Source organism: Mangrovicoccus algicola, assembly GCF_014903745.1.
GTDB lineage: Bacteria > Pseudomonadota > Alphaproteobacteria > Rhodobacterales > Rhodobacteraceae > Mangrovicoccus > Mangrovicoccus algicola.
The window spans coordinates 1-23,499 of the sequence record NZ_JACVXA010000069.1; the positions used below are offsets into that span (position 1 = coordinate 1).

The 23,499-nt window shown below is 71.3% G+C and carries 19 protein-coding genes; all 19 read left to right on the forward strand.

All coding sequences use genetic code 11. From position 1 onward, the window contains the following. The first annotated feature begins 231 nt into the window (after positions 1-231). The 19 genes from folP to ICN82_RS17775 all read left to right on the forward strand — a co-directional run bounded on the left by folP (position 232) and on the right by ICN82_RS17775 (position 23,361). Entirely contained in the window at positions 232-1,050 is an 819-nt protein-coding gene (folP, locus tag ICN82_RS17685; RefSeq protein ID WP_226898582.1) for a dihydropteroate synthase, read from the forward strand. A 65-nt stretch (positions 1,051-1,115) separates the two neighbouring features. After that, the gene (gene cls / locus ICN82_RS17690) at positions 1,116-2,525 is read left to right on the forward strand and encodes a cardiolipin synthase (RefSeq protein WP_193185480.1); all 1,410 of its coding nucleotides are present in this window, start codon (positions 1,116-1,118) and stop codon (positions 2,523-2,525) included. Positions 2,526-2,535: 10 nt separating this feature from the next. Continuing rightward, the gene (locus ICN82_RS17695; protein WP_193185483.1) at positions 2,536-3,207 is read left to right on the forward strand and encodes an endonuclease/exonuclease/phosphatase family protein; all 672 of its coding nucleotides are present in this window, start codon (positions 2,536-2,538) and stop codon (positions 3,205-3,207) included. 71 nt (positions 3,208-3,278) lie between these two features. Next, on the forward strand, positions 3,279-4,898 hold the full coding sequence (locus ICN82_RS17700; protein WP_193185529.1) for an MFS transporter: 1,620 nt from the start codon (positions 3,279-3,281) through the stop codon (positions 4,896-4,898). Between the two features lie 143 nt (positions 4,899-5,041). Continuing rightward, positions 5,042-6,262: an NAD-dependent epimerase/dehydratase family protein gene (locus ICN82_RS17705; RefSeq protein WP_193185486.1), complete on the forward strand. Its 1,221-nt coding sequence runs from the start codon at positions 5,042-5,044 to the stop codon at positions 6,260-6,262. Then, on the forward strand, positions 6,263-7,096 hold the full coding sequence (locus tag ICN82_RS17710; protein WP_193185488.1) for a glycosyltransferase: 834 nt from the start codon (positions 6,263-6,265) through the stop codon (positions 7,094-7,096). Then, complete coding sequence (locus ICN82_RS17715; RefSeq protein WP_193185491.1) at positions 7,093-7,995, forward strand: NAD-dependent epimerase/dehydratase family protein; 903 nt, start codon at positions 7,093-7,095, stop codon at positions 7,993-7,995. Before ICN82_RS17710 ends, ICN82_RS17715 begins: the two co-directional genes overlap by 4 nt. A 52-nt stretch (positions 7,996-8,047) precedes the next feature. Beyond that, a complete protein-coding gene (locus ICN82_RS17720) occupies positions 8,048-9,511 on the forward strand; it encodes an aldehyde dehydrogenase family protein (RefSeq protein WP_193185494.1) in 1,464 nt (487 codons plus the stop codon). A gap of 134 nt (positions 9,512-9,645) precedes the next feature. Next, the gene (locus ICN82_RS17725; protein ID WP_193185496.1) at positions 9,646-12,114 is read left to right on the forward strand and encodes a heavy metal translocating P-type ATPase; all 2,469 of its coding nucleotides are present in this window, start codon (positions 9,646-9,648) and stop codon (positions 12,112-12,114) included. Between the two features lie 50 nt (positions 12,115-12,164). Beyond that, positions 12,165-12,437: an acylphosphatase gene (locus tag ICN82_RS17730; protein WP_193185499.1), complete on the forward strand. Its 273-nt coding sequence runs from the start codon at positions 12,165-12,167 to the stop codon at positions 12,435-12,437. Then, positions 12,434-13,045 (forward strand): Rieske (2Fe-2S) protein, encoded by a 612-nt coding sequence (locus tag ICN82_RS17735; protein WP_193185502.1) that lies wholly within the window; start codon positions 12,434-12,436, stop codon positions 13,043-13,045. Before ICN82_RS17730 ends, ICN82_RS17735 begins: the two co-directional genes overlap by 4 nt. Next, positions 13,042-13,878 carry an aromatic ring-hydroxylating oxygenase subunit alpha gene (locus ICN82_RS17740; RefSeq protein ID WP_193185505.1) on the forward strand — a complete coding sequence of 279 codons (837 nt, stop codon included), beginning with the start codon at positions 13,042-13,044 and terminating at the stop codon, positions 13,876-13,878. The genes ICN82_RS17735 and ICN82_RS17740 overlap by 4 nt, the downstream gene beginning before the upstream one ends. After that, positions 13,875-14,531 (forward strand): glutathione S-transferase family protein, encoded by a 657-nt coding sequence (locus ICN82_RS17745; protein WP_193185508.1) that lies wholly within the window; start codon positions 13,875-13,877, stop codon positions 14,529-14,531. Before ICN82_RS17740 ends, ICN82_RS17745 begins: the two co-directional genes overlap by 4 nt. 124 nt (positions 14,532-14,655) lie before the next feature. Further along, positions 14,656-16,287 carry an alpha-D-glucose phosphate-specific phosphoglucomutase gene (locus ICN82_RS17750; RefSeq protein ID WP_193185510.1) on the forward strand — a complete coding sequence of 544 codons (1,632 nt, stop codon included), beginning with the start codon at positions 14,656-14,658 and terminating at the stop codon, positions 16,285-16,287. Between the two features lie 240 nt (positions 16,288-16,527). Then, the gene (locus ICN82_RS17755; RefSeq protein WP_193185513.1) at positions 16,528-17,907 is read left to right on the forward strand and encodes an aminotransferase family protein; all 1,380 of its coding nucleotides are present in this window, start codon (positions 16,528-16,530) and stop codon (positions 17,905-17,907) included. A 101-nt stretch (positions 17,908-18,008) separates the two neighbouring features. Beyond that, positions 18,009-19,469 (forward strand): MocR-like pyridoxine biosynthesis transcription factor PdxR, encoded by a 1,461-nt coding sequence (gene pdxR / locus ICN82_RS17760; RefSeq protein ID WP_193185515.1) that lies wholly within the window; start codon positions 18,009-18,011, stop codon positions 19,467-19,469. A gap of 120 nt (positions 19,470-19,589) precedes the next feature. Continuing rightward, complete coding sequence (locus ICN82_RS17765) at positions 19,590-20,852, forward strand: MGH1-like glycoside hydrolase domain-containing protein (RefSeq protein ID WP_193185518.1); 1,263 nt, start codon at positions 19,590-19,592, stop codon at positions 20,850-20,852. Positions 20,853-21,084: 232 nt separating this feature from the next. Continuing rightward, complete coding sequence (locus ICN82_RS17770; protein ID WP_193185521.1) at positions 21,085-22,137, forward strand: enoyl-CoA hydratase/isomerase family protein; 1,053 nt, start codon at positions 21,085-21,087, stop codon at positions 22,135-22,137. A gap of 15 nt (positions 22,138-22,152) precedes the next feature. After that, positions 22,153-23,361, forward strand: coding sequence for an NAD(P)/FAD-dependent oxidoreductase (locus ICN82_RS17775; protein ID WP_193185524.1), 1,209 nt, complete (start codon positions 22,153-22,155; stop codon positions 23,359-23,361). Positions 23,362-23,499: the final 138 nt, after the last annotated feature.

Consider the following 23,499-nt stretch of genomic DNA (forward strand, 5'->3'; position numbering starts at 1 on the left):
CGGGCGGGTCCCCGCGGGGCTCTCTCTCCCGGTCCGTGCCTCCTCCGCGGCCCGGCTCCGCGGGGGGCGGGCAAGGCGGCAGGTCACAGGGGAGGGATGGCCCGCCTTTGCGGGCGCGCGGCGGGCAGGGGGCGCCGTCCCGCCCCGGGCCCGACCCGGGGCCTCCCGCCGGGATTTGTCTTCGCCGCCGGGAGGGCGTAGGACGGAGCCGTTCCCAGCCGGAGACCGCCCATGTCCATCGCCGCCGCCCGCGACCGTTTCCTGTCCGACCTGCGGATCCGTCCGCTGATCATGGGCATCCTCAACGTCACGCCCGACAGCTTCTCCGATGGCGGCCGCCATGACGCGCCCGCGGCAGCGCTGGACCATGCCGCGGCGATGGTCGCCGACGGGGCCGACGTGATCGACCTGGGCGGCGAATCCACCCGCCCCGGCGCCGCGCCGCTGGGGGCGGCGGAGGAGATCGCCCGTGTCTGCCCGGTGCTGGAGCGGCTCTGCGCGGAAGGCGGCGTGCCGGTCTCGATCGACACCTACAAGGCGGCGACGGCCCGTGCCGCCGTGGCCGCGGGGGCGTCGATCGTCAACGATGTCTGGGGGCTGCAGCACGATCCGGAGATGGCGGCGGCGGTGGCGGAGACCGGCGCGGCGGTGGTGATCATGCACAACCGCGCCGAGACCGATCCCGACCTGGACATCCTGCACGACCTGGAGCGGTTCTTCGAGTGCTCGCTCGACCTGGCGCGGCGGGCGGGCATCCCGGGCGAGCGGATCCTCCTGGATCCCGGCATCGGCTTCGGCAAGACCCTGGCGCAGAACATCGCCTGTCTCAACGGGCTGGACTGGCTGGGCTCCTGGGGATACCCGGTGCTGCTGGGCCTATCGCGCAAGCGGATGTTCGGCGATCTGCTGGGCCGCCCGTTGGAGCAGCGCCTGGCCGGCACGCTGGCCGCCAACCTGGAGGGAATCGCCCGCGGCGCGCGGGTGATCCGGGTCCATGACGTGGCCGAGCATGCCGATGCCCTGAAGGTCGGCGCCGCCCTGGCGCGATGAGCCGCGGTAGTTGACAGCGCCGCGGCCCGCGCCAAATCTGGCACGCGGTCGGGCAGGAGAGTTGCATGTGGGCGGAAATCGCGGTTCTTGCGGTCGTCACGATCCATCTGGTCGCGGCCGCCTGTGCCTGGCGCGCGGTGCGCAAGTCGCGCACGCCCGAGGGATCGGTCGGCTGGGCGGTGTTCCTGCTGGCGGCGCCGCTCTGGGGCGTGCCGCTCTACCTGATTTTCGGCCATCACAAGTACCGCCGCTACACCCTGACCCGGCGCGCCAGCGCCGAGGTGATCGCCGGGCTGCGCGAACGGGCCGAGGCGATGCGCCCGGCCACCCCGCCCGACCCCGATCCGCGCCTGTTCGAACGCCTGGCCGGGCTGCCCGCGCTGCAGGGCAATGCGCTGGTCCCGCTGATCGACGGAGAGGCGGGGTTCGCCGCCATGTTCGCGGCCATCGACGCGGCGCGGTCCTACCTTCTGGTGCAGTTCTACATCATCCATGACGACCGGACCGGCCGGGCCCTGCGCGACCGGCTGGTCGCGGCCGCCGCGCGGGGGGTCAGCGTCAGGCTGCTGGCCGATCCCGTGGGCAGCTACCGCCTGCCGCAATCCTATCTGGCCGATCTCCGGGCGGCCGGGATCGAGGTGGCCGAACGCCCCGAAAGCTGGCGCCCGCGCAGCCGGTTCCGGATCAATTTCCGCAATCACCGCAAGACGCTGATCGCCGACGGGCAGGTGGCCTTCATCGGCGGGCTGAATGTCGGCGACGAATATCTGGGCCGCTCCGCGCGCTTCGGCCATTGGCGCGACACCCATCTGGAGATCCGCGGCCCCGTGGTCGGCCAGGCGCAGCTGATGTTCGCCGAGGACTGGCTCTGGGTTTCGGGCGAGCTGATCCTCGATCAGCTGGACTGGGAGATCGCGCCGCAGGCGCGGGACATGACCGCGCTGCTGCTGCCTTCGGGCCCGGCGGATGAGCTGGAAACCGGGGCGCTGTTCTTCTTCTCGGCGATCGCGGCGGCACGGCGCCGCATCTGGATCGCCTCGCCCTATTGCGTGCCCGACAGCGACCTAATGAGCGCGCTGAAACATGCCGCGCTGCGCGGGGTGGAGGTGTGCATCCTCGTCCCGGATGCCTGCGACCACCGCCTGCCCTGGCTGGCCGCCTTCGCCTGTTTCGACACGCTGCGCGGCGCGGGGGTCGAGATCTGGCGCTATCGCGAGGGGTTCATGCACCAGAAGGTGGTTCTGGTGGATGACCGCCTGGCCGCGATCGGCACCGCAAATTTCGACAACCGGTCCTTCCGGCTGAATTTCGAGGCGATGGTGCTGGGGTTCGATCCGCGCTTCGCCGCCGAGGTCGCGGCGATGCTGGAGGCGGATTTCGCCCGCGCCTTCCGGCTGGAGCAGCCGCTTTCGGCGCAGCCCTGGCATCTGCGCCTCGGCGCGCCGGTGGCGCGCCTTCTCGCCCCCATCCTGTGAGGATCCCGGATTGCGCATCGTCAGCTACAATATCCGCAAGGCCCTGGGCACGGATCGCCGCCGCGCCCCGGGGCGCATCCTCGACATCCTCAACCGGCTGGAGCCCGATATCGTTCTGCTGCAGGAGGCGGACCTGCGGCTGGGGGCGCGGCCCGCCGCGCTGCCGCCGGGGCTGATCGAGAGCGCGACGGATTTCGAGGTCGCGCCGCTGGCGGTCAACGATGTCAGCCTGGGCTGGCACGGCAACGCGATCCTGCTGCGCCGCGGGCTGCAGCTCGGGCGCAGCGAGCGCATCGCGCTGCCGGGGCTGGAGCCCCGCGGCGCCGTGCTGGCCGAGATCGAGGGGCTGACCGTGATCGGGGCGCATCTGGCGCTCTTGCGGCCCTGGCGGCGGCGGCAGGCCCGGACGCTGGCCGCGCGGCTGGGGCAGGGCGACGGCACCTCGCTCCTGGCCGGGGATTTCAACGAGTGGTCGCCCGTCGGGGGGCTGCAGCCGCTGGCCGACAGCCACGAGATCCTGGCGCCGGGGCGCAGTTTCCACGCCCGCCGACCGGTCACGGCGCTGGACCGCTTCGCCATCGGCGCCCGGCTGCGGGTGACGGCGGCGGGGGTGGACCAGTCGCCCCTTGCGCAGCGCGGATCGGACCACCTGCCGATCTGGGCGGAGATCGCCCGGCGCTGAGCCCGGCGCGGGGGCGGGCTTGCCTGGGGGCGGCAATCCGCTATCAATCGGACAAGACCGGAGACCACGCCCTGAAAGACAGCTCGCCCTTCGCCCCGTTCCGCCACCGTGCCTTCCTCAGCTACTGGCTGGTCGGGCTGGCCGCCAATTTCGGCTGGCTGATCCAGACGGTCGGCGCCTCCTGGCTGATGACCTCGATGCATGGCGCGCCGGAGCTCGTCGCGCTGGTGCAGACCTCCATCGCGCTGCCGCTGATGCTGTTCTCGCTGCCTGCGGGGGCCATCGCCGACACGTTCGGGCGGCGGCGCACGGTGATGTGGTCGCAGGGGGCGCTGTGCCTGATCTCGGCGATGCTGGCGGGGGCGGCGTTCCTGGGGCTGCTCTCGCCCTGGGGGCTGCTGGGATTCACCTTCCTGATCGGCACGGCCAAGGCGATGAACAATCCCGCCTGGCAGAGCATGGTCAGCGAACTGGTGCCGAAATCCGACCTGCCGGCCTCGGTGGCGCTGAATTCCATCGGCTTCAACCTGGCGCGTTCGGTCGGCCCGGCGATCGGCGGTGTCCTCGTGGCCTCGGTCGGCGCCTTCTCCGCCTTCGTGGTCAATGCCGCCGCCAATCTCTTCGTGCTGGTCTCGGCCTCGCGCTGGCAGAGCCCGGCCCGCGACGACCGCCTGCCGCCCGAGGCGATCGGCAGCGCGATGATGGCGGGGCTGCGCTATGTCGGGCTGTCGCCGATCCACCTGACCGTGTTCCTGCGCGGGTTCCTCTTCAATCTTGCCGGGATCTCGCTGATGGCGTTGATGCCGCTGGTGGCGCGCGACCAGCTGGGCGGCGGTCCGCTGACCTACGGGCTCCTGCTGGGCGGCTTCGGCGTGGGCGCGATCCTCGGCGCGCTGGGGGCGTCGCGGCTGCGGGCGATGGTCTCGCTGGAGGTCAATGCCCGCATCTGCACGCTGGGCTATGCCCTGGGCACCGCGCTTCTGGGGATGAGCACGGTGTTTCCCCTGAGCATCCTGGCGGTGATGATCGCGGGCGCCGCCTGGCCGGTGCTGCTGTCGAGCCTGAACACCACCGTCCAGCTCAGTTCCCCCCGCTGGGTGCTCAGCCGCTGCCTGGCGATCTACCAGAGCTGCAACTTCGCGGGCTTTGCCATCGGCGGCTGGATCTGGGGCATGACCGCCGGGCAGATCGGCACGGGCGGGGCGCTGGTCGCGGCGGCGGCGGGGCTTCTGGCGGTCGCCGCCTTCGGGCTGGTGCTGCCCCTGCGGACCCTCGACACCTCGCGGCTGGATCCGCACAGCCGCTGGTCCCAGCCCGAGCCCGAGATCGACATGGTGCCCAAGAGCGGCCCGATCATCACCAGCATCGCCTATCGCATCGCCGAGGAGGACGTGGAGGAATTCCTGTCGTTGATGGCGGAACGCCGCCGCGGCCGCATCCGCGACGGGGCCCGGCGCTGGACGCTCAGCCGCGACCTGCTGGACCCCGAGCTGTGGCATGAACGCTTCAAGACGCCCACCTGGATCGAGACCCAGCGCCACCATGCCCGCCGCACCGTCGCCGGCGCCGATATCGCCGCGCGGCTGAAGGCGCTTCATCGCGGTCCGGATGCCGGGCGCGTGCATTACGAACTGGTCCGCCCGGCCTCGCCGCCGCCGGCGCATGAACCGGTTCTGGCGACGGAGGCCTGAGCCCGGCGGGCGGGGCGGAAGCGGCGGGATTGCGGCGCAACGCGGCCGCGCGGCGATTATGTCGCGGCCGGGCTGTCGCAAATCCGTCAGCTGCAGGTTACATAGAGGCCGGAAACCGGCAGGTGGAAATCGGGAGACGAGCCATGCGCATTGCAGTTCTTGGGGGAGACGGGTTTGTCGGATGGCCGACGGTGCTGCACCTGTCGGAGGCGGGCCACGAGGTCCATATCATCGACAACCTGTCGCGCCGCTGGATCGACACGGAACTGGGCGTGCAGTCGCTGACGCCGATGGACAGCGTGCAGGAACGCTGCCGGATCTGGCACGAGCTGACCGGGCGGCGCATCCGCTTCCACCTGATCGACCTGGCCAGGGATTACGAGATCTTCAAGGCCTGGCTGACCGAGCACCGGCCCGAGGCGATCATCCATTTCGCCGAGCAGCGCGCCGCGCCCTATTCGATGAAGACCGACCGCCACAAGGTCTATACCGTCAACAACAACGTCAACGCGACGCATAACGTGCTGGCAGCCATGGTGGAAACCGGCATCGACGCGCATCTGGTGCATCTGGGCACGATGGGCGTCTACGGCTATTCCACGATCGGCGCGGCGATCCCCGAAGGCTACCTGCCGGTCGATATCGCGAAACTCGACGGCGAGAAGGTGGAGCAGGAGATCCTGTATCCCACGCGCCCCGGCTCGGTCTATCACATGACCAAGAGCCTCGATCAGATCCTGTTCCAGTTCTACGCGCAGAATGACGGGCTGAGGATCACCGACCTGCACCAGGGCATCGTCTGGGGCACGCATACCGCCCAGACCCGCCGTCATGCGCAGCTGATCAACCGCTTCGACTATGACGGCGATTACGGCACGGTGCTGAACCGGTTCCTGATCCAGGCGGCGATCGGCTATCCGCTGACCGTGCACGGCACGGGCGGTCAGACCCGGGCCTTCATTCATGTCCAGGATTCGGTGCGCTGCATCGAGCTTGCGCTCGGCGATGCGCCCGAACGCGGCGACCGGGTGAAGATCTTCAACCAGATGACCGAGACCCACCGCGTCCGCGACCTGGCCGAGATGATCGCCGGGATGACCGGCGCCAAGGTCGCCTATCTGCCCAACCCGCGCAAGGAAGCCGCCGAGAACGACCTGATCGTGAAGAACGACCAGTTCCTGGCGCTGGGGCTGGATCCGACGACGCTGGCCGAGGGGTTGCTGGAGGAAGTCGTCGAGGTGGCGAAGAAATTCGCCCATCGCGTCGACCGCTCGCGCGTGCCGGCGGTGTCGGGCTGGACCAGGGAGCTGGGCAGCCGCGTGGAGCGCGACCCCGAGGGCAAGGCACTGCGCGAGGTCGGCTGAGTGGCGGGGCTCCTGGCCGAGGCGCCGCCGCGGGCCGACCGGGCCTATGTGACGCTGGTCACCAATGCCGATTACGCCCGCGGGGCGGCGGCGCTGGTGCGGTCGCTGCGCCTGACCGGCACCACGGCGGATTGCGTCGTGCTGCATACCGGCGGGGTTCCCGATGCCGATCTGGACCAGCTGCGGGCGCTTGGCGCGCGGCTGGTGCGCACCGACCTGCTGGAGACTTCCGCGGCGTTCAACGCCTCCCATGCGCGCGCGGCGCTGCATGGCGCGGCACCTTTCACCAAGGGGGGCAAGCCGGCCTTCCACACGCCGCTGGACAATTTCGCCAAGCTCAGGCTGTGGCAGCTGACGGAATATCGCGCGGTCGTGTTCATCGATGCCGATGCGATCGCGGTGCAGAATTGCGACAAGCTGTTCGGCTATCCCGAATTCTGCGCGGCGCCGAATGTCTATGAGGGGCTGGCCGATTTCGGCCGGATGAACAGCGGCGTCTTCACCGCGCGGCCTTCCGAGGCGACCTTCGCGGCGATGATGGCGGCGCTGGATGTGCCGGGCGCCTTCTGGCGGCGCACCGACCAGAGCTTCCTGCAGCATTTCTTTCCGGACTGGCACGGGCTGCCGGTCTATTTCAACATGCTGCAATATGTCTGGTTCGCGATGGCGGAGCTGTGGGACTGGCCGCAGATCCGCATCCTGCATTTCCAGTACGAGAAACCTTGGCAGGACCCGCATCCGAAGGCGGCCGAGCTGGCGCCGCTGATCGCGCTGTGGCGGCGGATCGCCGATGGCGGGGAGATGCCGCCCCTGGCCGAGCTGCCCCGGCCATGACGCTCTGGGCGGTCACCGGCGGCACCGGGCTGGTCGGGCGTTTCATCGTCGAGCACCTGCTGGCGGCCGGGGAGCAGGTGGCGGTCCTGGGCCGGACCCGGCTGCCCGATCCGCCCTTCTCCCGGCCGGTCGAGGTCCGGCCGTTCCTGCTGGGTCAGCCGGGCGTGCCGGGGCTGGCCGGGGTGGACCGGCTGGTGCATTGCGCCTTCGATCACGTGCCGGGGAGATACCGCGGCGGCGAAGGGGACGATCCCGAAGGGTTCCGGTCGCGCAACGTCGCGGGGTCGCTGGAGCTGTTCGCGGCGGCCCGCGCTGCGGGGGTGCGGGCCGCGGTGTTCCTGTCCTCGCGGGCGGTCTACGGGGCCTATCCGCCGGGCGCGCGCCTGTCCGAGACGATGGAGCCCCGCCCGGACACGCTGTATGGCGAGGCCAAGCTTGCGGTCGAGGAGGGGCTGGCGGCGCTGGCCGGTCCGGATTTCGCCGCCGCCGCGCTGCGCGCGACGGGGGTGTTCGGGGCCGGGCCGGGGCAGAAATGGGCCGGGCTGCTGGCCGATCACCTGGCCGGGCGGCCGGTGGCCCCGCGCGTGGCCACGGAGGTGCATGGCGCCGATCTGGCGGAGGCCGTGCGGCGGGTCGCCGGGCGCAGCGGCGTCTGGAACGTCTCGGACCTGGTCCTGGACCGGCACGACCTGCTGGCAGCGGTCAATGCGCTTGCCGGGCGCGACCTGCCGCTGCCGCCGCGCGCGGATGCCGCGGGGGTCAGCGAGATGGATTGCAGCCTGCTTCGCGGACTGGGATGGCGGCCGGGCGGGGCCGCGCGGCTGCGCGCCGATCTGCCGGCCATGCTGGCGGCCTGCGGGGCGGGTCACGTTTCCGCCGCCGGTCCGGGTCGCGCTTGACCTCGCGGGGCGAAAGCCCTTTACCCGGGACACCCTGCGACCCGAGGCCCCGATGGACGACACCCTGACCCCCGACGCTGCCGCGCTGCCGGTGCTGCCGCATCCGGGCGGCGATGCGGTCCTGCCCGCGCCCGCCGCCTGGGACGACCCGGCCTTGCCGCGCCTGGTGCTGGAGGACCCGGCCACCGGCCTGCCGCGGGCGGTTCTGCCGCTGGCGCGCGGAGCGGAGGTGGAGACCGCGATCCGCCGCGCGCGCGCCGCGATCGGCACCGGCGATCCCCTGGCGATCCTCGCGCGGCTGACCGGGGCGATCGAGGCGCGGCGCGAGGATTTCGCCCGCGCGATCTCGCAGGATATGGGGTCCCCGATCGACTTTGCCCGGAGCAAGCAGGTGGATGCCGCCTGCGATCACCTGCGCGCCACGCTGGCCGCGGCCCGCGATGTGCCCGCCGCGACCGAGATCGCGCCCGGCGGCCACGAGGTCGCGCATGAGCCCCTGGGCGTGGCCGCTCTCATCACGCCCTGGAACTGGCCGCTGAACCAGGTCGCGCTGAAGGTGGGGGGGGCGCTGGCGGCGGGCTGCGCGATGATCCTGAAACCCTCGGAGCGCTCCACAGGTGCGGCGCTGATCTTCGCCGAATGCATGGCGGCGGCGGGGGCGCCGCCGGGGCTGTTCACGGTTCTGGCGGGCGATGGCGAGACGGGGCGGCTTCTGGCCGCGCATCCGGGGATCGACATCGTCAGCTTCACCGGATCGACGGCGGTGGGGCAGCGCATCGCGGCGGCGGCGGGGGCCAATCTGGTGCCGGCCCTGCTGGAACTGGGGGGCAAATCGGCGAATCTGCTATTCGGGGATTGCGACCTGCCGCTGGCGGTGAAGCAGGGGGTGGCGCATTGCTTCCGCAATTCCGGCCAGTCCTGCAATGCCGCCTCGCGCATGCTCGTGACGCGGGATCTGTATGACCGGGCGGTGCGGCTGGCGGCGGCGGAGGCGGCCGAGTGGCAGATGGGGCCGCCCGACCGGCCGGGCCCGCATCTGGGCCCGCTCGTGTCGCAGGCGCAATATGACCGCGTGCAGGCCCATATCGCCACGGCGCTGGCGGAGGGCGCGCGGCTGGTGGCGGGCGGTCCCGGCCGGGCGCCGGGCCTCGGCGCGGGGTGGTATCCGCGCCCGACCGTCTTTGCCGACGTGACCCCGGCGATGCGGCTTTTCCATGAGGAGGTCTTCGGCCCGGTCCTGGCGATCACCCCCTTCGACACGGAGGCCGAGGCCGTCGCGCTGGCCAATGAGGGCGGATACGGCCTGGCGGGCTATGTCCAGACCGCCGATCCGGCGCGCCAGCGGCGTCTGGCGGCCCGGCTGCGGGTGGGGATGGTGCAGATCAACGGCCGGAGCCGCGCCGAGGGGGCGCCCTTCGGCGGCGTGGGACGCTCCGGCTACGGGCGCGAGGCGGGGATCTGGGGGATCCGCGCCTTCCAGTCGGTCAAGTCGGTCAGCGGCCTCGACCCGCTCTGAACCGCAGGGCGTTCACGAAGACGGGACCAACCTTCCAGCGCTGGAGCGCCGAATTGGCACGCGCCGACAGATCTGCGGGGTGCTAACGCTGTCCTGCACCGGCCCGCCGTGCCGCCGGAAGAAGGAGTCCTGCCATGTCCCATGCCGTTCCCGTCCGTTTCCGCCTGGATGGGCTGAGCTGCGGCGCCTGCGCGGGGCGTGCCGAACAGGCGCTTGCCGCTGCGCCCGGCGTGTCCTCGGCCCGGGTCAGCCTGGCGACGCAGACCGCGGAAGTCGCGGGCGGGACCCCCGCGGACTGGTCCGCCGCGCTGGCGGAGGCGGGCTATCCGGCGCGCAGCACGCGGGTGATCCTGCAGGTGGAGGGCATGCATTGCGGAAGCTGCGCCGCCAGGGTGACGCGCGCGCTGGAGGCGGTGCCGGGCACGGTGACGGCCTCCGTCAACCCGGTCAGCGGCCGGGCGGTGGCCGAGATCCTCGATGGCGCGACCGATCCGCAGGCGCTGGCGGCCGCCTCGCGCGATGCGGGCTATCCCGCGCGTCCCGCCGGTGCGGACGCCCCGCCCTCCGCCGCGGCGGAGGCGAAGGCGGGCGGCGCGCTGGCCCGCGACCTGGCCGTGGCGGCGGCGCTGAGCCTGCCGGTGGTTTTGCTGGCGATGGGCGGACACATGATCCCGGCACTGCATCGCTGGATCGGGCAGGCCGTGGGGCAGGAGGTGAACTGGGCGCTTCAATTCGCGCTGACCACGGCCGTGCTGGCCGGGCCGGGCCGCGGTTTCCACCGCCGGGGCTGGCCGGGGCTGATCCGCGGACGGCCGGACATGGATGCGCTGGTCGCGCTCGGCACCGGGGCGGCCTGGGCCTATTCGACGGTCGTGCTGTTCCTGCCCGGGCTGCTGCCCGCCGCGGCGCGCGATGTCTATTTCGAGGCGGCCGCGGTGATCGTCACGCTGATCCTGGCAGGCCGCTGGCTGGAGGCGCGCGCCCGGGGGCGCACCGGCGCCGCCATCGCGCGGCTGGGCGGGCTGCGCCCGGAGACGGCGCAGCGCCTGCGCCCGGACGGAACCGAGGAGGCGCTGCCGCTGGAGGCGGTGCTGGCGGGCGATCTGCTGCGGGTGCGCCCGGGCGGGCGGCTGCCGGTGGACGGGGTCGTGACCCGGGGCACCAGCCCGGTCGACGAATCCATGCTGACCGGCGAACCCCTGCCGGTCGAGAAGGGGCCGGGCGCGCAGGTGACCGGCGGCACGGTGAACGGCACCGGCACGCTGGTGATCCGCGCCACGGCGGTGGGGGCCGAGACCGTCCTGGCGCGGATCATCGCGATGGTGGAGGCGGCGCAGGGCGCCCGCCTGCCGATCCAGGCGCTGGTCAACCGGGTGACGCTGTGGTTCGTGCCCGCGATCCTGGCCATCGCGGCGGTGACGGTCCTGGCCTGGCTGGTCCTGGGGCCCGAGCCGCGTCTCGTTCATGCGCTGGTCGCCGGGGTGGCGGTGCTGATCGTCGCCTGTCCCTGCGCCATGGGGCTGGCCACGCCGGTCTCGATCATGGTGGGGACCGGCCGGGCGGCCGGGCTGGGGGTGCTGTTCCGCCGCGGCGACGCGCTCCAGTCGCTGGCCGGGGCGCGGATCGTGGCCTTCGACAAGACCGGAACGCTGACCGAGGGGCGCCCGGAACTGACCGCGATCCACTGCACCGGCATCTGGCGGGCGGAGACGCTGCTGCCGCTGGTGGCGGCGGCCGAGCAGGGGTCGGAACATCCGCTGGCCCGGGCGATCCGCGCGGCCCATGAGGGGCCTCTGCCCGCGCTGGAGGCCTTCGAGGCGCTGCCGGGCCGGGGGCTCCGCGCGACGGTTGCGGGGCACGAGATCCGCGCGGGCAACCGCGCGTTGCTGGGGGCCGTCCCGCAGGAGCTGGCCGGGCCGGTGGCGGCCGCGGAGGCGCGCGGCGAAAGCGTGATGCTGGTCGCGGTGGACGGGGCGGTCGCCGGGGCGCTTGCCCTCGCCGACCGGCCCAAGCCCGACACGGCCTCCGCCCTGACCCGGCTGCGCGGCGAGGGGCTGCGGCTGGTCATGGTCACCGGCGACAGCGCCGCCGCCGCCGGGGCCGTGGCGGCCGGGCTGGGCATCGCCGAGATCCATGCCGGGCTGCAGCCCGGCGACAAGCGCGCCGTGATCGAGACGCTGAAGGCCGAAGGCCGCACCGTCTTCGTCGGCGACGGCATCAACGACGCCCCGGCGCTGGCAGCGGCGGATGTGGGGCTGGCACTGGGCACCGGCACGGATGTGGCGATGGAAAGCGCCGATGTCGTGCTGGTTTCGGGCAGTCTCGCGGGTGTCGCATCCGCATTGGAGATCAGCCGCGCGACCCTGCGCAACATCCGCCAGAACCTGGCCTGGGCCTTCGGCTACAACATTGCGCTGATCCCCGTGGCGGCGGGGGCCCTCTACCCCTTCGGCGGGCCGCTGCTGTCGCCGGTGCTGGCGGCGGGGGCGATGTCGCTCTCCTCGGTCTTCGTGCTGGCCAACGCGCTGCGCCTGCGCCGGGCCGCGGGGGGGCCGGGACGCCGCGGCGGGTCCCGCGGGGGGCAAGGCAGGCGCGGGGCTTGACGGCGCCGCGTCGCCGGGCCAGCCTGCCGCGGCCAAGCCAGGGAGGTTCCATGACCCGCGCCGCCGATCCCGACCCGTTCCGCCCCGCCGGGGCGGTGCCGCTTCTCATCACGGGGTCCCTGGCCGATGACGGCTTCCTGGACTGGATCCGCCACCGTGCGGGCGTGCTGGACCTGCAGGCCGAGATCCGCCGCCTCTCGCCCACCGCCATCCGCGTCACCGTGGCCGGGCCCGATCCCCTGATCTGGGCGATGGAGGCGGCCTGCAGCCTGGGACCGGCCGGGGTGCTGGTCGAGGACATCGCGCGGGAGCCGCGGCAATGACCCCCTGTCCGGTGGCGCTGTCGCGCGACCTGCCGCCCGGCGGGGTGAAGCGGGTCTTTGCCCGGGGGCGGGAACTGGCGCTGTGGCGCGGCGCTTCGGGACAGGTCGCGGCCTGGGACAACCGCTGCCCGCATCGCGGCATGCGGCTGAGCCACGGGTTCGTCCGGGGCGACCGGCTGGCCTGCCTTTATCATGGCTGGCAATACGGAACCGACGGCACCTGCGCCCATATCCCGGCGCATCCCGAGCTGTGCCCGCCCGCCACCATCCGCGCGACGGGCTGCGATGCCGCCGAGGCTGGCGGCGTGATCTGGGTGGCGCCGGAGGGCTATGCCGCGCCGCCGGAACTGCCGCGCGGGCTGGTGGCGCTGCGCAGCCTCACCTTCCGCTGCGACGCCGCGCGGCTGGCCCGGATCTGCGGGCTGGAGGCGGCGCCGGTGCTGTATCTGCCCGATCATCCCAGCCTGGTGATCCTGCCCAACCCTCTGCCCGGCGGGCAGGTCGAGGCGCATGTGCTGACCGCGCCTCTGCCCGCGGCGGACCGGGTCGCCGCCGTCCATCTGACAGAGGCGCTGCGCCGCGCCGCCGAGGCGGAGGAAACCGCATGAGCCGCGACCATGCCGTGAATGACTGGTATCCCGTGGCCGACACGGTGCGGCCCGGCGCGCGGGCGACGCGGCTGCTGGATACCGACCTGCAGGTCGCCTGGGACGGGGCGGCGGCGGCCGTGACGGATGCCGCCGGGACCGCGCATCCGGTGCAGATCCGCTATGGCCATGTCTGGACCTGCCTGGGGGCCGCGCCGCGGGCGTTGTTCGAGATTTCCGAGGCGGAGGAGCCCGGAAGGCGGCTGGTGCCCTGCGGCCGGGTGCGGGTGCGCTGCTCGCCGCTGCGGGCGGTCGAGAATTTCCTCGATATCGCGCATTTTCCCTTTGTGCACAAAGGCATTCTCGGCGCCGAGCCGCAAACCGAGGTCTTCCCCTACGCGGTGAAGATCCGCGAGGAAGTGGATGAGGTCTGGGCGACGCAGGTGCGGTTCCATCAGCCGCAGGCGGCGAAATCGGCCGGCGGCGCGACCGAGATCCGCTATGAGTACCGCGTGCCCCACCCGATGGCCGCGGTGCTGTACAAGACCTGCCCGCCGCGGCCCGAAGCCTGGGACGTGATCGCGATCTTCGTGCAGCCGGTCAGCGAGACGGAATGCATCGCCTGGCCCTGGATGGCGCTGTATGACGACGAGTCCAGCCATGCCGAGATGGTGCAGTTCCAGCAGGAGATCTTCGTGCAGGACCGCTCGATCCTGGAAAACCAGCTGCCCGTGCGGCTGCCGCTGGACCCGCGGATGGAGATCCCGACCCGCGCCGACCTGACCTCCATCGCCTATCGCCGCTGGCTGAAGCGGCGCGGGGCCACCTATGGCGCGATGACGGAGGCGCAATGACCTTCACGCTCTACAATGACGTGCTCGATGCCGAATGCTACAAGGTGCGGCTGCTGGCGGCGCTTCTGGGCCTGTCCCCGCGGATCGCGGCGGTCGAGGCCCATCCCGGTGCAGGGCATCGGGCGGCGGATTTCCTTGCGCTGAATCCCGCCGGGACGCTGCCGGTGGCGGCGGCAGGCGATCTGGTCCTGTCCGGGGCTCCGGCGATCCTGGTCTGGATGGCGGCGGCCCATGACGTGACCGATCGCTGGTATCCCCGCGATCCGGGTCCGATGGCGCAGGTGCAGGCCTGGCTGGAAACGGCCTCCGCCCTGGCGGCCACGGCCGGCGCGTTGCGGCGCGAGGCGCTCCTGGAACACCCCGCCCCCTCCGGCGCGGCGCAATCGGCGGAGGCGCTGTTGCGGCGGATGGAGCTGCACCTGCTGCTGCAGGGGATGGGGGGGCGCGGCTGGCTGGTGGGCACGCATCCCACGGTGGCCGATATCGCCTGTTTCGCCGATGTCGCCCTGGCCCCGGATGCCGGTATCGCGCTGGACCCCTACCCGGCTCTGCACGCCTGGACGCTGCGGCTGCGCGCCCTGCCGGACTTCCTGGAGATGCCCGGGATCGCCCCGCTGCATGCGCTGGTGGACCCGCTGACCGGGCATCGGTGAGCCGGCCCATTGGCCGCAGGGCAAGCCGCTTGAGCCGTTGCGGCGGCGCGCTATTGTCTTGCGGCGACGTGGCCGGGCGGCCGCGTGGGCAGTGCCGCGACGAGTAGAATTCCGAGGAGGGCCGATGCAGGTCACCACAGTCACCACCGCGCCGATCGAGGGGCAGAAGCCGGGCACTTCGGGGCTGCGCAAGAAGACGCGCACCTTCATGGAGCCGCATTTCCTCGAGAATTTCGTGCAGTCCATCTGGAACGGCATCGGTGGCGTCGAGGGCAGGACGCTGGTCCTGGGCGGCGACGGGCGGTATTTCAACGAACGTGCCGCGCAGGTGATCCTGCGCATGGCGGCGGCCTCGGGCGCGGCGAAGGTGATCGTCGGGCAGAATGCGATCCTGTCCACGCCCGCGGCCTCGAACATGATCCGCAAGCGCGGGGCCTTCGGCGGCATCATCATGTCGGCCAGCCATAACCCGGGCGGCATCGACGAGGATTTCGGCGTCAAGTACAACACCGCCAATGGCGGCCCGGCGCCGGAGGGCGTGACGGGCAAGATCTTCGAGGCCACGAAGACCATCACCGAGTATCGCATCGTCGAGGCCGCGGATGTCGACCTGTCCACGGTCGGCGAAACCACGCTGGCCGGCATGGAGATCGAGGTCGTGGATCCGGTCGCCGATTACGCCGAGCTGATGGAGAGCCTCTTCGATTTCGACGCGATCCGGGCGCTTTTCGCGGGCGGGTTCACCATGCGCTTCGACGCGATGCATGCCGTCACCGGCCCCTATGCGACCGAGATCCTGGTCAATCGCCTGGGCGCGCCCGCCGAAACGGTGATGAATGCCGTGCCCAGCCCCGATTTCGGCGGCGGCCATCCCGATCCGAACCCGATCTGGGCCAAGCCGCTGGTGGACCTCGTCATGTCGCAGGACGGACCGGATTTCGCCGCCGCCTCGGATGGCGATGGCGACCGCAACATGATCCTGGGCAAAGGCATCTACATCACGCCCTCGGATTCGCTGGCGGTGCTGGCGGCCAATGCCCATCACGCCCCGGCCTATGCCGACGGGCTGAAGGGCGTGGCGCGGTCGATGCCGACCTCCGGGGCGCTGGACCGCGTGGCCGCGGCCCGGGGGCTGGATTGCTACGAGACGCCGACGGGCTGGAAATTCTTCGGCAACCTGCTGGATGACGGGCGCGCGACGCTCTGCGGCGAGGAAAGCGCCGGGACCGGTGCCGACCATGTGCGCGAGAAGGACGGGCTCTGGGCGGTCCTGCTGTGGCTGAACGTGCTGGCGGGGTCCGGCAAGTCGGTGCAGGCGCTGATGGCGGCGCATTGGGCCGAATACGGCCGCAACTACTATTCGCGCCATGATTATGAAGGCGTCGATGCCGAGGCGGCGGCCGGGCTGATGGATCATGTCCGCGGCCAGTTCGCCACGCTGCCCGGCACGGTGATCGAGGGTCTGACCGTCGAGAGCGCGGATGAATTCGCCTATGACGACCCGGTGGACGGGTCGCGTTCGGAAGGGCAGGGGCTGCGCATCGGGTTCGCGGGGGGCTCGCGCATCGTGATCCGCCTGTCGGGCACCGGCACGGTGGGGGCCACGATCCGCGTCTACCTGGAACTGGTGGAAACCGACCCGGCGGCAATGGACAGGGACCCGCAAGAGGCCCTGGCCGCGGTGATCGCCGCCGCCGAGACCATCGCGCAGATCCGCGCCCGCACCGGCCGCGACGCGCCCGACGTCATCACCTGAGCCGCATCGCCCCGTCTTTGACGGATGCCTGTTTTTCCATCCCCCCGCGTGGTCCCGACCTCGCGGGGGGATGTCGTTTCCGGCCTCGTGCCTTGAAAACAGGAGGGAAAACGGGGGGCCGGAGAACTGGCGATATGCCGGGCGGGGCGTTGGCCCTATCGCGCTGCGGGAGGACGGGGCAGGGAGGATGACAAGCGGCGCGGCCCCCTTCCCGCGCGAATCCCTGTCAGGAGCCCTGCCATGAACAAGTCCGTCCAGCCCAACGATCTGTCCGCGGTCATCGAGGCCGACCGGGCCCATCTGTGGCACCACCTTCTGCAGCACAAGACGCTGGAGACGAAGGATCCCAAGATCATCGTCGAGGGCAAGGGCATGCGCGTCTGGGACCAGACCGGCAAGGAGCATCTGGATGCCGTTTCCGGCGGGGTCTGGACGGTGAATGTCGGCTATGGCCGCGAACGCATCGCCGATGCCGTGCGCGAGCAGCTGGTCAAGATGAACTATTTCGCCCAGTCGGCGGGCTCGATCCCGGGCAGCCAGTTCGCGGAGATGCTGCTGGCCAAGATGCCGGGGATGAGCCGCGTCTATTACGTCAACTCGGGCTCCGAGGCCAATGAGAAGGCCTTCAAGATGGTCCGCCAGATCGCGCATAAGCGCTATGGCGGCAAGAAGCACAAGATCCTGTATCGCGAGCGCGACTATCACGGCTCGACCATCGCCTGCATCTCGGCGGGCGGCCAGCCCGAGCGCAACCTGCAATACGGCCCCTATACGCCGGGCTTCGTCGAGGTGCCGCATTGCCTTGAGTACCGCGCCCAGTGGGACTGCGAGAATTACGGCGAGCGCGCGGCGGATGCCATCGAGGAGGTCATCCTGCGCGAGGGCCCCGACACGGTCGGCGCGCTGTGCCTGGAGCCGGTGACCGCCGGCGGCGGCGTGATCGTGCCGCCCGCGGGCTACTGGGAACGGGTGCAGGAGATCTGCGCGAAATACGACATCCTTCTGCATATCGACGAGGTCGTCTGCGGCATGGGCCGCACCGGCACCTGGTTCGGCTACCAGCATTACGGGATCAAGCCGGATTTCGTGACCATGGCCAAGGGCGTGGCCTCGGGCTATGCCGCCATTGCCTGCCTGGTGACGACCGAGAAGGTCTTCGACCTGTTCAAGTCCGATGCCGAGGATCCGCTGGACTATTTCCGCGACATTTCCACCTTCGGCGGCTGCACGGCCGGCCCGGCGGCGGCGATCGAGAACATGAAGATCCTCGAAGAGGAAAACCTGCTGGCCAATACCGAGGCGATGGGCGCGCGCATGATGGGCAACCTGCATGCCCTGATGGAGAAGCACGCGGTCATCGGCGACGTGCGCGGCAAGGGCCTGTTCTGCGGTGCCGAACTGGTCGCGGACCGCGCCACCAAGGCGCCCGCCGCCGAGAAGATGGTGCAGGCCGTGGTCGCCGACTGCATGGCGCAGGGCGTCATCATCGGCGCTACGAACCGCAGCTTCACCGGCTTCAACAACACGCTGTGCTTCTCGCCCGCGCTGATCGCCACGCCGGACGACATCGACCAGATCACCGATGCGGTCGACGGCGCGCTGGGACGCGTCTTCGGCTGATCGCGGCCGGGACGGCGCGGGGTGCCGCGCCGTCCGCCCTTGCCTGTCCTGTCGGCTGGCCCTAACAAGGCGCCGCAAGCTAGGTCCAGAGCGGGGCGGTCATGGCCATTTCGGAGGAGCTGTTCTTTCTCGACCCCTCCTTCGAGGGCACGCTGCAGAAGCAGCTTCAGCATGCCGTGGCCGAGGGCGTGCTGTCGGGGCGGTTCCCGGTGGGGGCGCGGCTGCCATCCAGCCGCCGCCTGGCCCAGCACCTGGGCATCAGCCGCATCACCGTGACGCTGGCCTATACCGAGCTTGTCGCCAATGACTACCTGACGGCGCGCGGGCGCTCGGGCTATTTCGTGTCCGAGACCGCCCCGCGCCTGCCGGAATTCGGCGATGCGCCGCCCGCCGAGGACCGGGTGGACTGGGGTCGGCACCTGGTCGCGGGCCATTCCCGCGATGCCCGCGTCGCGCGCCCGGCCGACTGGCGCAGCTATCCCTTTCCCTTCATCTACGGGCAGACCGACAAGCGGCTGTTCGATCACGCCAATTGGCGGCAATGCGCGCTGATGGCGCTGGGGCAGAGGGATTTTTCGGCGCTCACCGAGGACTACTATGACCGCGACGACGACCGGCTGGTGGAGTTCATCGCCCGCCATTCGCTGCCGCGGCGCGGGATCCGCGCCCGACCCGAGGAGATCCTGGTGACGCTGGGGGCGCAGAATGCGCTGTGGATCGCGTCGCAGGTGCTGCTGGGGCCGGGGCGGCGGGCGGTGCGGGAAAGCCCCGGCTATCCGCAATTGCGCGACATCCTGGGCGAAAGCCGGGCGGATGTGCTGACCGTGCCGGTGGACGGGCGCGGGCTGATCCCCGAGGCGGTGCCGGCGGGCGCCGACGTCGTCTTCGCCACGCCCTCGCATCAATGCCCCACCGCCGCGACCATGCCCATGGAACGCCGCCGCCGCCTGCTGGAACGCGCCGCCGCCGAGGATTTCCTGGTGGTGGAGGATGATTACGAATTCGAGATGTCGTTTCTCACCCCGCCCACCCCGGCGCTGAAATCCATCGATCGCGACGGGCGGGTGATCTATGTCGGTTCGTTTTCCAAGTCGCTGTTCCCGGGATTGCGGCTGGGCTATCTGGTCGGCTCGGCGCCCTTCATCCGCGAGGCGCGGGCGCTGAGGGCGCTGATGCTGCGCCACCCGCCGGGTCATATCCAGCGCACCGTCGCCTATTTCCTGTCCCTGGGCCATTACGATGCCCTGATCCGGCGCATGTCCGGCGCCTTCCAGCAGCGCCGCGCCGTGATGGAGGAAGCCATCGCCGCGCATGGCCTGCAGGTGGCGGGGCGCGACGCGCTTGGCGGATCCAGCCTGTGGATGGCGGCGCCGCCCCATGTCGATACCGAGGACCTGGCGCTGCGGCTGCGCGGCGAAGGCGTCCTGATCGAGCCGGGCGCGGCCTTCTTCGAGCCGGGGGCGCGGCCGGGCCATTTCTACCGGCTGGCCTATTCCTCGATCTCGCGCGCGGCGATCCCCGAGGGCATTGCCCGCATCGCCGGGGCGATTGCGCGCTTCTGACCGGCCTTGCCGCCGCCGCTGCTGAAATTCGGGGCATTTGCCGTTCGGGAGGGCGCGAAACCGCCGCTTCGCCTTGCCGCCCGCGCCAAAGGACGCGAAGAGAAGGGAACGGAGCAGGGCATGCAGGCGATCAGGGACGAACTCGACCGGCGCGCGATCCAGATCATGCGCGACAATGACCGGGGCGGCTACACGATCCCGACCCATGGGCTTTATCCCTATCAGTGGAACTGGGACAGTGCCTTCGCGGCCCTGGGCTTCGCCGCCTTCGACCCGGCCCGGGCCTGGCGCGAGATCGAGATCCTGTTTTCCGGGCAGTGGCTTGACGGGATGGTCCCGCATATCCTGTTCCACCGCCCGGACCCCGGCTATTTCCCCGGTCCCGATGTGTGGCAGTGCCGCGGCCCGCTCCCTTCCTCGGGGATCACGCAGCCGCCGGTGGCGCTGAGCTTCGCGCGCAGGCTCTACGAGGCTGCCCCCGCCCTGGGCGAGGTCCCCGTGCGGATGCTGTTCGACCCGATGCGCCGCTGGATCCAGTGGTTCCTGGCCTGGCGCCAGGACCGGGGGGCGATCTGCATCGCGCATCCCTGGGAATCGGGGCGCGACAATGCCGCCGACTGGGACCGGGCGATGGCGGCGATCGACCCGGCCGATGTCGGCAGCTACGAGCGCCGCGACCTGGATCATGTCCATGCCGCGATGCGTCCGACCAAGGACGATTACGACCGCTATATCTGGCTTGTGCAGCGCGGGCGGCGGCTGGGCTGGCACGCGCCCAGCCTCGCGGTCGATCCGCCCTTCCTGGTGGCGGATCCGACCATGACCTTCACCCTGATGCGCGGGGTGCGCGACCTGATCTGGCTGGGCGAGCGTCTGGGCCTGCCGACCGCCGGGCTGATGCATGATCTCGCGATGCTGGAGCAGGGGGCCGAGACGCTGTGGAATCCGGCGATCGGCGCCTATGATTCCCGCAACGTGCTGGACGGGGCTTTCTCGGGGACGCTGTCCAACGCCTCCTTCCTGTCCTGGTACGGGGGCATCGACCGGCCGGAGCTGGCCCGCACGCTGGAGGAGGTGATGGCGCCCCTGCCTTACGGCGTGCCGAGCCTGGCGCTGCAGGATGAGCGTTTCGATCCGCGGCGCTATTGGCGCGGGCCGGTCTGGGGGGTGCTCAACATGCTGGTGGGCATGGGGCTGGAGGAATTCGGCCATCCCAGGGGCGCGGCGCTGCGCGCCATGACCGCCCGGCTGATCGCCAGCCACGGCTTTGCCGAGTATTTCGACCCCCGCGACGGGGCGCCTGCAGGCGGCGGCTCCTTCACCTGGACGGCGGCGGTCTGGCTGGCCTGGGCGGGGCAGGGCCTGGCGCCGGCGGAGGGCTGAGGTCATCGAAGAGCATCGCCGCGCCGCGCGCATGGCCGTTGTCCATGCGATATCCGCCGGTCCGGATCCGGCGGGCGACCCGGCCCTTGAACGGTGTCCGCCCGCCATCGACCGGCGGGATGATCGCGGCGCGCCTGCCTGCGGCGCGGATGCATTTGTATCCCGCGCCGCTTTTCGCCAATGTCCCGCCAAAAGCAGGAGAGGGCCATGACAGGCGACAGGAACCGGGCGGATGGCTGAGATCCGCCGGCAGGTCGAGGGCGCAGCAGGGCGGATCACCCTGGCGCGGCCGCAGAAGCTGAATGCGCTGAGCCATGCGATGTGCCTCGAGATGGAGGCGGCGCTGGACGCGTGGAGCCATGACGACGATGTGGCGCTGGTGGTGATCGATGCCGAGGGCGACCGGGCCTTCTGCGCGGGGGGGGACCTGCGCGCCATCCATGACCACCTGGGGGGCGGCGACCCGGGCGCGGTGCGGCAGTTCTGGCGCGACGAGTATCGGCTGAACCTGAAGATCGCGGAATATCCCAAGCCGGTGGTCGCGCTGATCCAGGGGTATTGCATGGGCGGCGGGGTCGGGATCGGGGCGCATGCCTCGCATCGCGTCGTCTGCGAAAGCAGCTGCCTGGCGATGCCGGAATGCGCCATCGGCCTGGTCCCGGATGTCGGCGGCTCCTGGCTTCTGGCCCAGGCGCCGGGGCATCTGGGCGAATTCTTGGCGCTGACTGCCGGGCGCGTGGGGCCTGGCGCGGCGATCGCCGCGGGGCTGGCCGATTACTACCTGCCGCAGGAACGCTGGCGGGACCTGATGCGGAAACTGTCTCGGGGGACCGTCTCGGCCGTGGCCGACCTGGCCGAACCGCCGCCGGAGGCGTCCCCGCCATCGCAGGCCCCCTGGATCGACGCGGCCTTTTCGCGCCGCGATCCGGGGGCGATCCTGGCGGCGCTGGACGAGATGTCCGGGGAGGCCGGGGAGGCACCGTCCCGGGCGGCGGCGGCGATCCGGCAGAATGCGCCTCTGTCGATGGCGGCGGCGCTGACCATGATCCGCGGCCAGCGCGGCGGCGGCGGCGGGCTGGCGTCGGCGCTGGCGCAGGAATACCGCTTCGGCTGCCGCGCGCTGGAGCGGCCCGATCTGCCCGAGGGCTTGCGCGCCCGCATGGCCCGGGACGGCACGCCGGCGCGCTGGGGACATGGCGCCCCGACGGATGTCGCCCCCGCGGAGGTGGCCGCGATGCTGGCTTCGCTGGGCGAGGACGAGCTGCGGCTCGGCAAGGTTTACTGAGGAACGGAAGACGACATGGAACATGTGGTGGTGATCGGCGCCGGGCAGGCGGGATTCAGCCTTGCGGCAAAGCTGCGCGGCGAGGGGTTCTCGGGGCGCCTGACCCTGATCGGCGACGAGCCCCACCCCCCCTATCAGCGCCCGCCGCTGTCGAAGAAGTACCTTCTGGGGGAGATGGAGAAAGAGCGCCTGTTCTTCCGTCCGCCCGCCTTCTATGCCGAGCAGGGGATCGAGCTGCGGCTGGGCCGCGGTGTCGGCGCCATCGACCGGACCGCCCGTACCGTGACCCTGGGCGACGAGGTGATCGGCTGGGACACGCTGGCGATCTGCACCGGGGCGGAGCCGCTGCGCGTCCCGGCTGCCCGGGGCGGCGACCTCGCGGGGGTCTACGCGATCCGGCGCCTGGCCGATATCGATGCCTGCGGCGCGGAATTCCGTCCGGGGCGCCGGCTTGTCGTGATCGGCGGGGGCTATGTCGGCCTGGAGGCGGCGGCGGTGGCCCGTTCCAGGGGGCTGGAGGTCGTGCTGCTGCAGCGTTCGGAACGCATCCTGCGCCGCGTGGCCTCTGCCGAGACGGCGGCCTTCATCCATGCGCTGCATGAACGCCACGGGGTCGAGATCCGTCTCGATGCGCAGATTGCCCGGCTGACCGGGGAAGGGCGCGTCGACGGGGTCGAACTGGCCTGCGGCACCCGGATCCCGGCGGATTTCGTCATTGCGGGCATCGGTGCGGATTGCGTGCCGCCCCTGGCGGTCGGCGCGGGGCTCTCGGTGGGCCGCGGCATCCTGGTCGATGCATTCGGACGGACATCGGACCCGGCGATCTGGGCGGCGGGCGATTGCGCCGAATTCGCGTTCCGCGACGCGCCGACCCTCCTGGAAAGCGTGCAGAACGCGGTGGACCAGGCCGAGACCGTGGCGCGCAACATGCTGGGCGCGGCCGTGCCCTATGAGCCGGCGCCCTGGTTCTGGTCCGACCAGTACGACCTCTCGCTGCAGATTGCCGGGCTGGGCCGCGGCCATGATCGGGTGGTGATGCGCCCCGGCGCGCGGGAGGGGTCGCGCTCCCACTGGTATTACCGGGGCGGGACGCTGCTGGCCTGCGATGCGATGAACGATCCCCGCGCCTACATGACGGCCAAGCGGCTGCTCGAGTCGGGCCGCAGCCCGGATCCGGCGCTGGTTGCCGATCCGCAGGTGGAGCTGAAAAGCTTCCTGCGCTGAGCGGACCGGAATGCCCCCGGGGCGTCTGACTACACCTTGTAGCCCTGGCCCTGCGCTGTCCATATGTAGGGTCAGGCGCGAGCCTCTCGTTACGTCACCTGTCTTTTTTTGCGATTTCGGCGAGAATCGCGTTGCGGG

Coding starts and splice junctions, on each gene's coding strand:
- folP (WP_226898582.1), top strand. CDS start 232: ATGTCCATCGCCGCCGCCCGCGACCGTTTCCTGTCCGACCTGCGGATC.
- cls (WP_193185480.1), top strand. CDS start 1,116: ATGTGGGCGGAAATCGCGGTTCTTGCGGTCGTCACGATCCATCTGGTC.
- ICN82_RS17705 (WP_193185486.1), top strand. CDS start 5,042: ATGCGCATTGCAGTTCTTGGGGGAGACGGGTTTGTCGGATGGCCGACG.
- ICN82_RS17715 (WP_193185491.1), top strand. CDS start 7,093: ATGACGCTCTGGGCGGTCACCGGCGGCACCGGGCTGGTCGGGCGTTTC.
- ICN82_RS17720 (WP_193185494.1), top strand. CDS start 8,048: ATGGACGACACCCTGACCCCCGACGCTGCCGCGCTGCCGGTGCTGCCG.
- ICN82_RS17725 (WP_193185496.1), top strand. CDS start 9,646: ATGTCCCATGCCGTTCCCGTCCGTTTCCGCCTGGATGGGCTGAGCTGC.
- ICN82_RS17730 (WP_193185499.1), top strand. CDS start 12,165: ATGACCCGCGCCGCCGATCCCGACCCGTTCCGCCCCGCCGGGGCGGTG.
- ICN82_RS17735 (WP_193185502.1), top strand. CDS start 12,434: ATGACCCCCTGTCCGGTGGCGCTGTCGCGCGACCTGCCGCCCGGCGGG.
- ICN82_RS17740 (WP_193185505.1), top strand. CDS start 13,042: ATGAGCCGCGACCATGCCGTGAATGACTGGTATCCCGTGGCCGACACG.
- ICN82_RS17745 (WP_193185508.1), top strand. CDS start 13,875: ATGACCTTCACGCTCTACAATGACGTGCTCGATGCCGAATGCTACAAG.
- ICN82_RS17750 (WP_193185510.1), top strand. CDS start 14,656: ATGCAGGTCACCACAGTCACCACCGCGCCGATCGAGGGGCAGAAGCCG.
- ICN82_RS17755 (WP_193185513.1), top strand. CDS start 16,528: ATGAACAAGTCCGTCCAGCCCAACGATCTGTCCGCGGTCATCGAGGCC.
- pdxR (WP_193185515.1), top strand. CDS start 18,009: ATGGCCATTTCGGAGGAGCTGTTCTTTCTCGACCCCTCCTTCGAGGGC.
- ICN82_RS17765 (WP_193185518.1), top strand. CDS start 19,590: ATGCAGGCGATCAGGGACGAACTCGACCGGCGCGCGATCCAGATCATG.
- ICN82_RS17770 (WP_193185521.1), top strand. CDS start 21,085: ATGGCTGAGATCCGCCGGCAGGTCGAGGGCGCAGCAGGGCGGATCACC.
- ICN82_RS17775 (WP_193185524.1), top strand. CDS start 22,153: ATGGAACATGTGGTGGTGATCGGCGCCGGGCAGGCGGGATTCAGCCTT.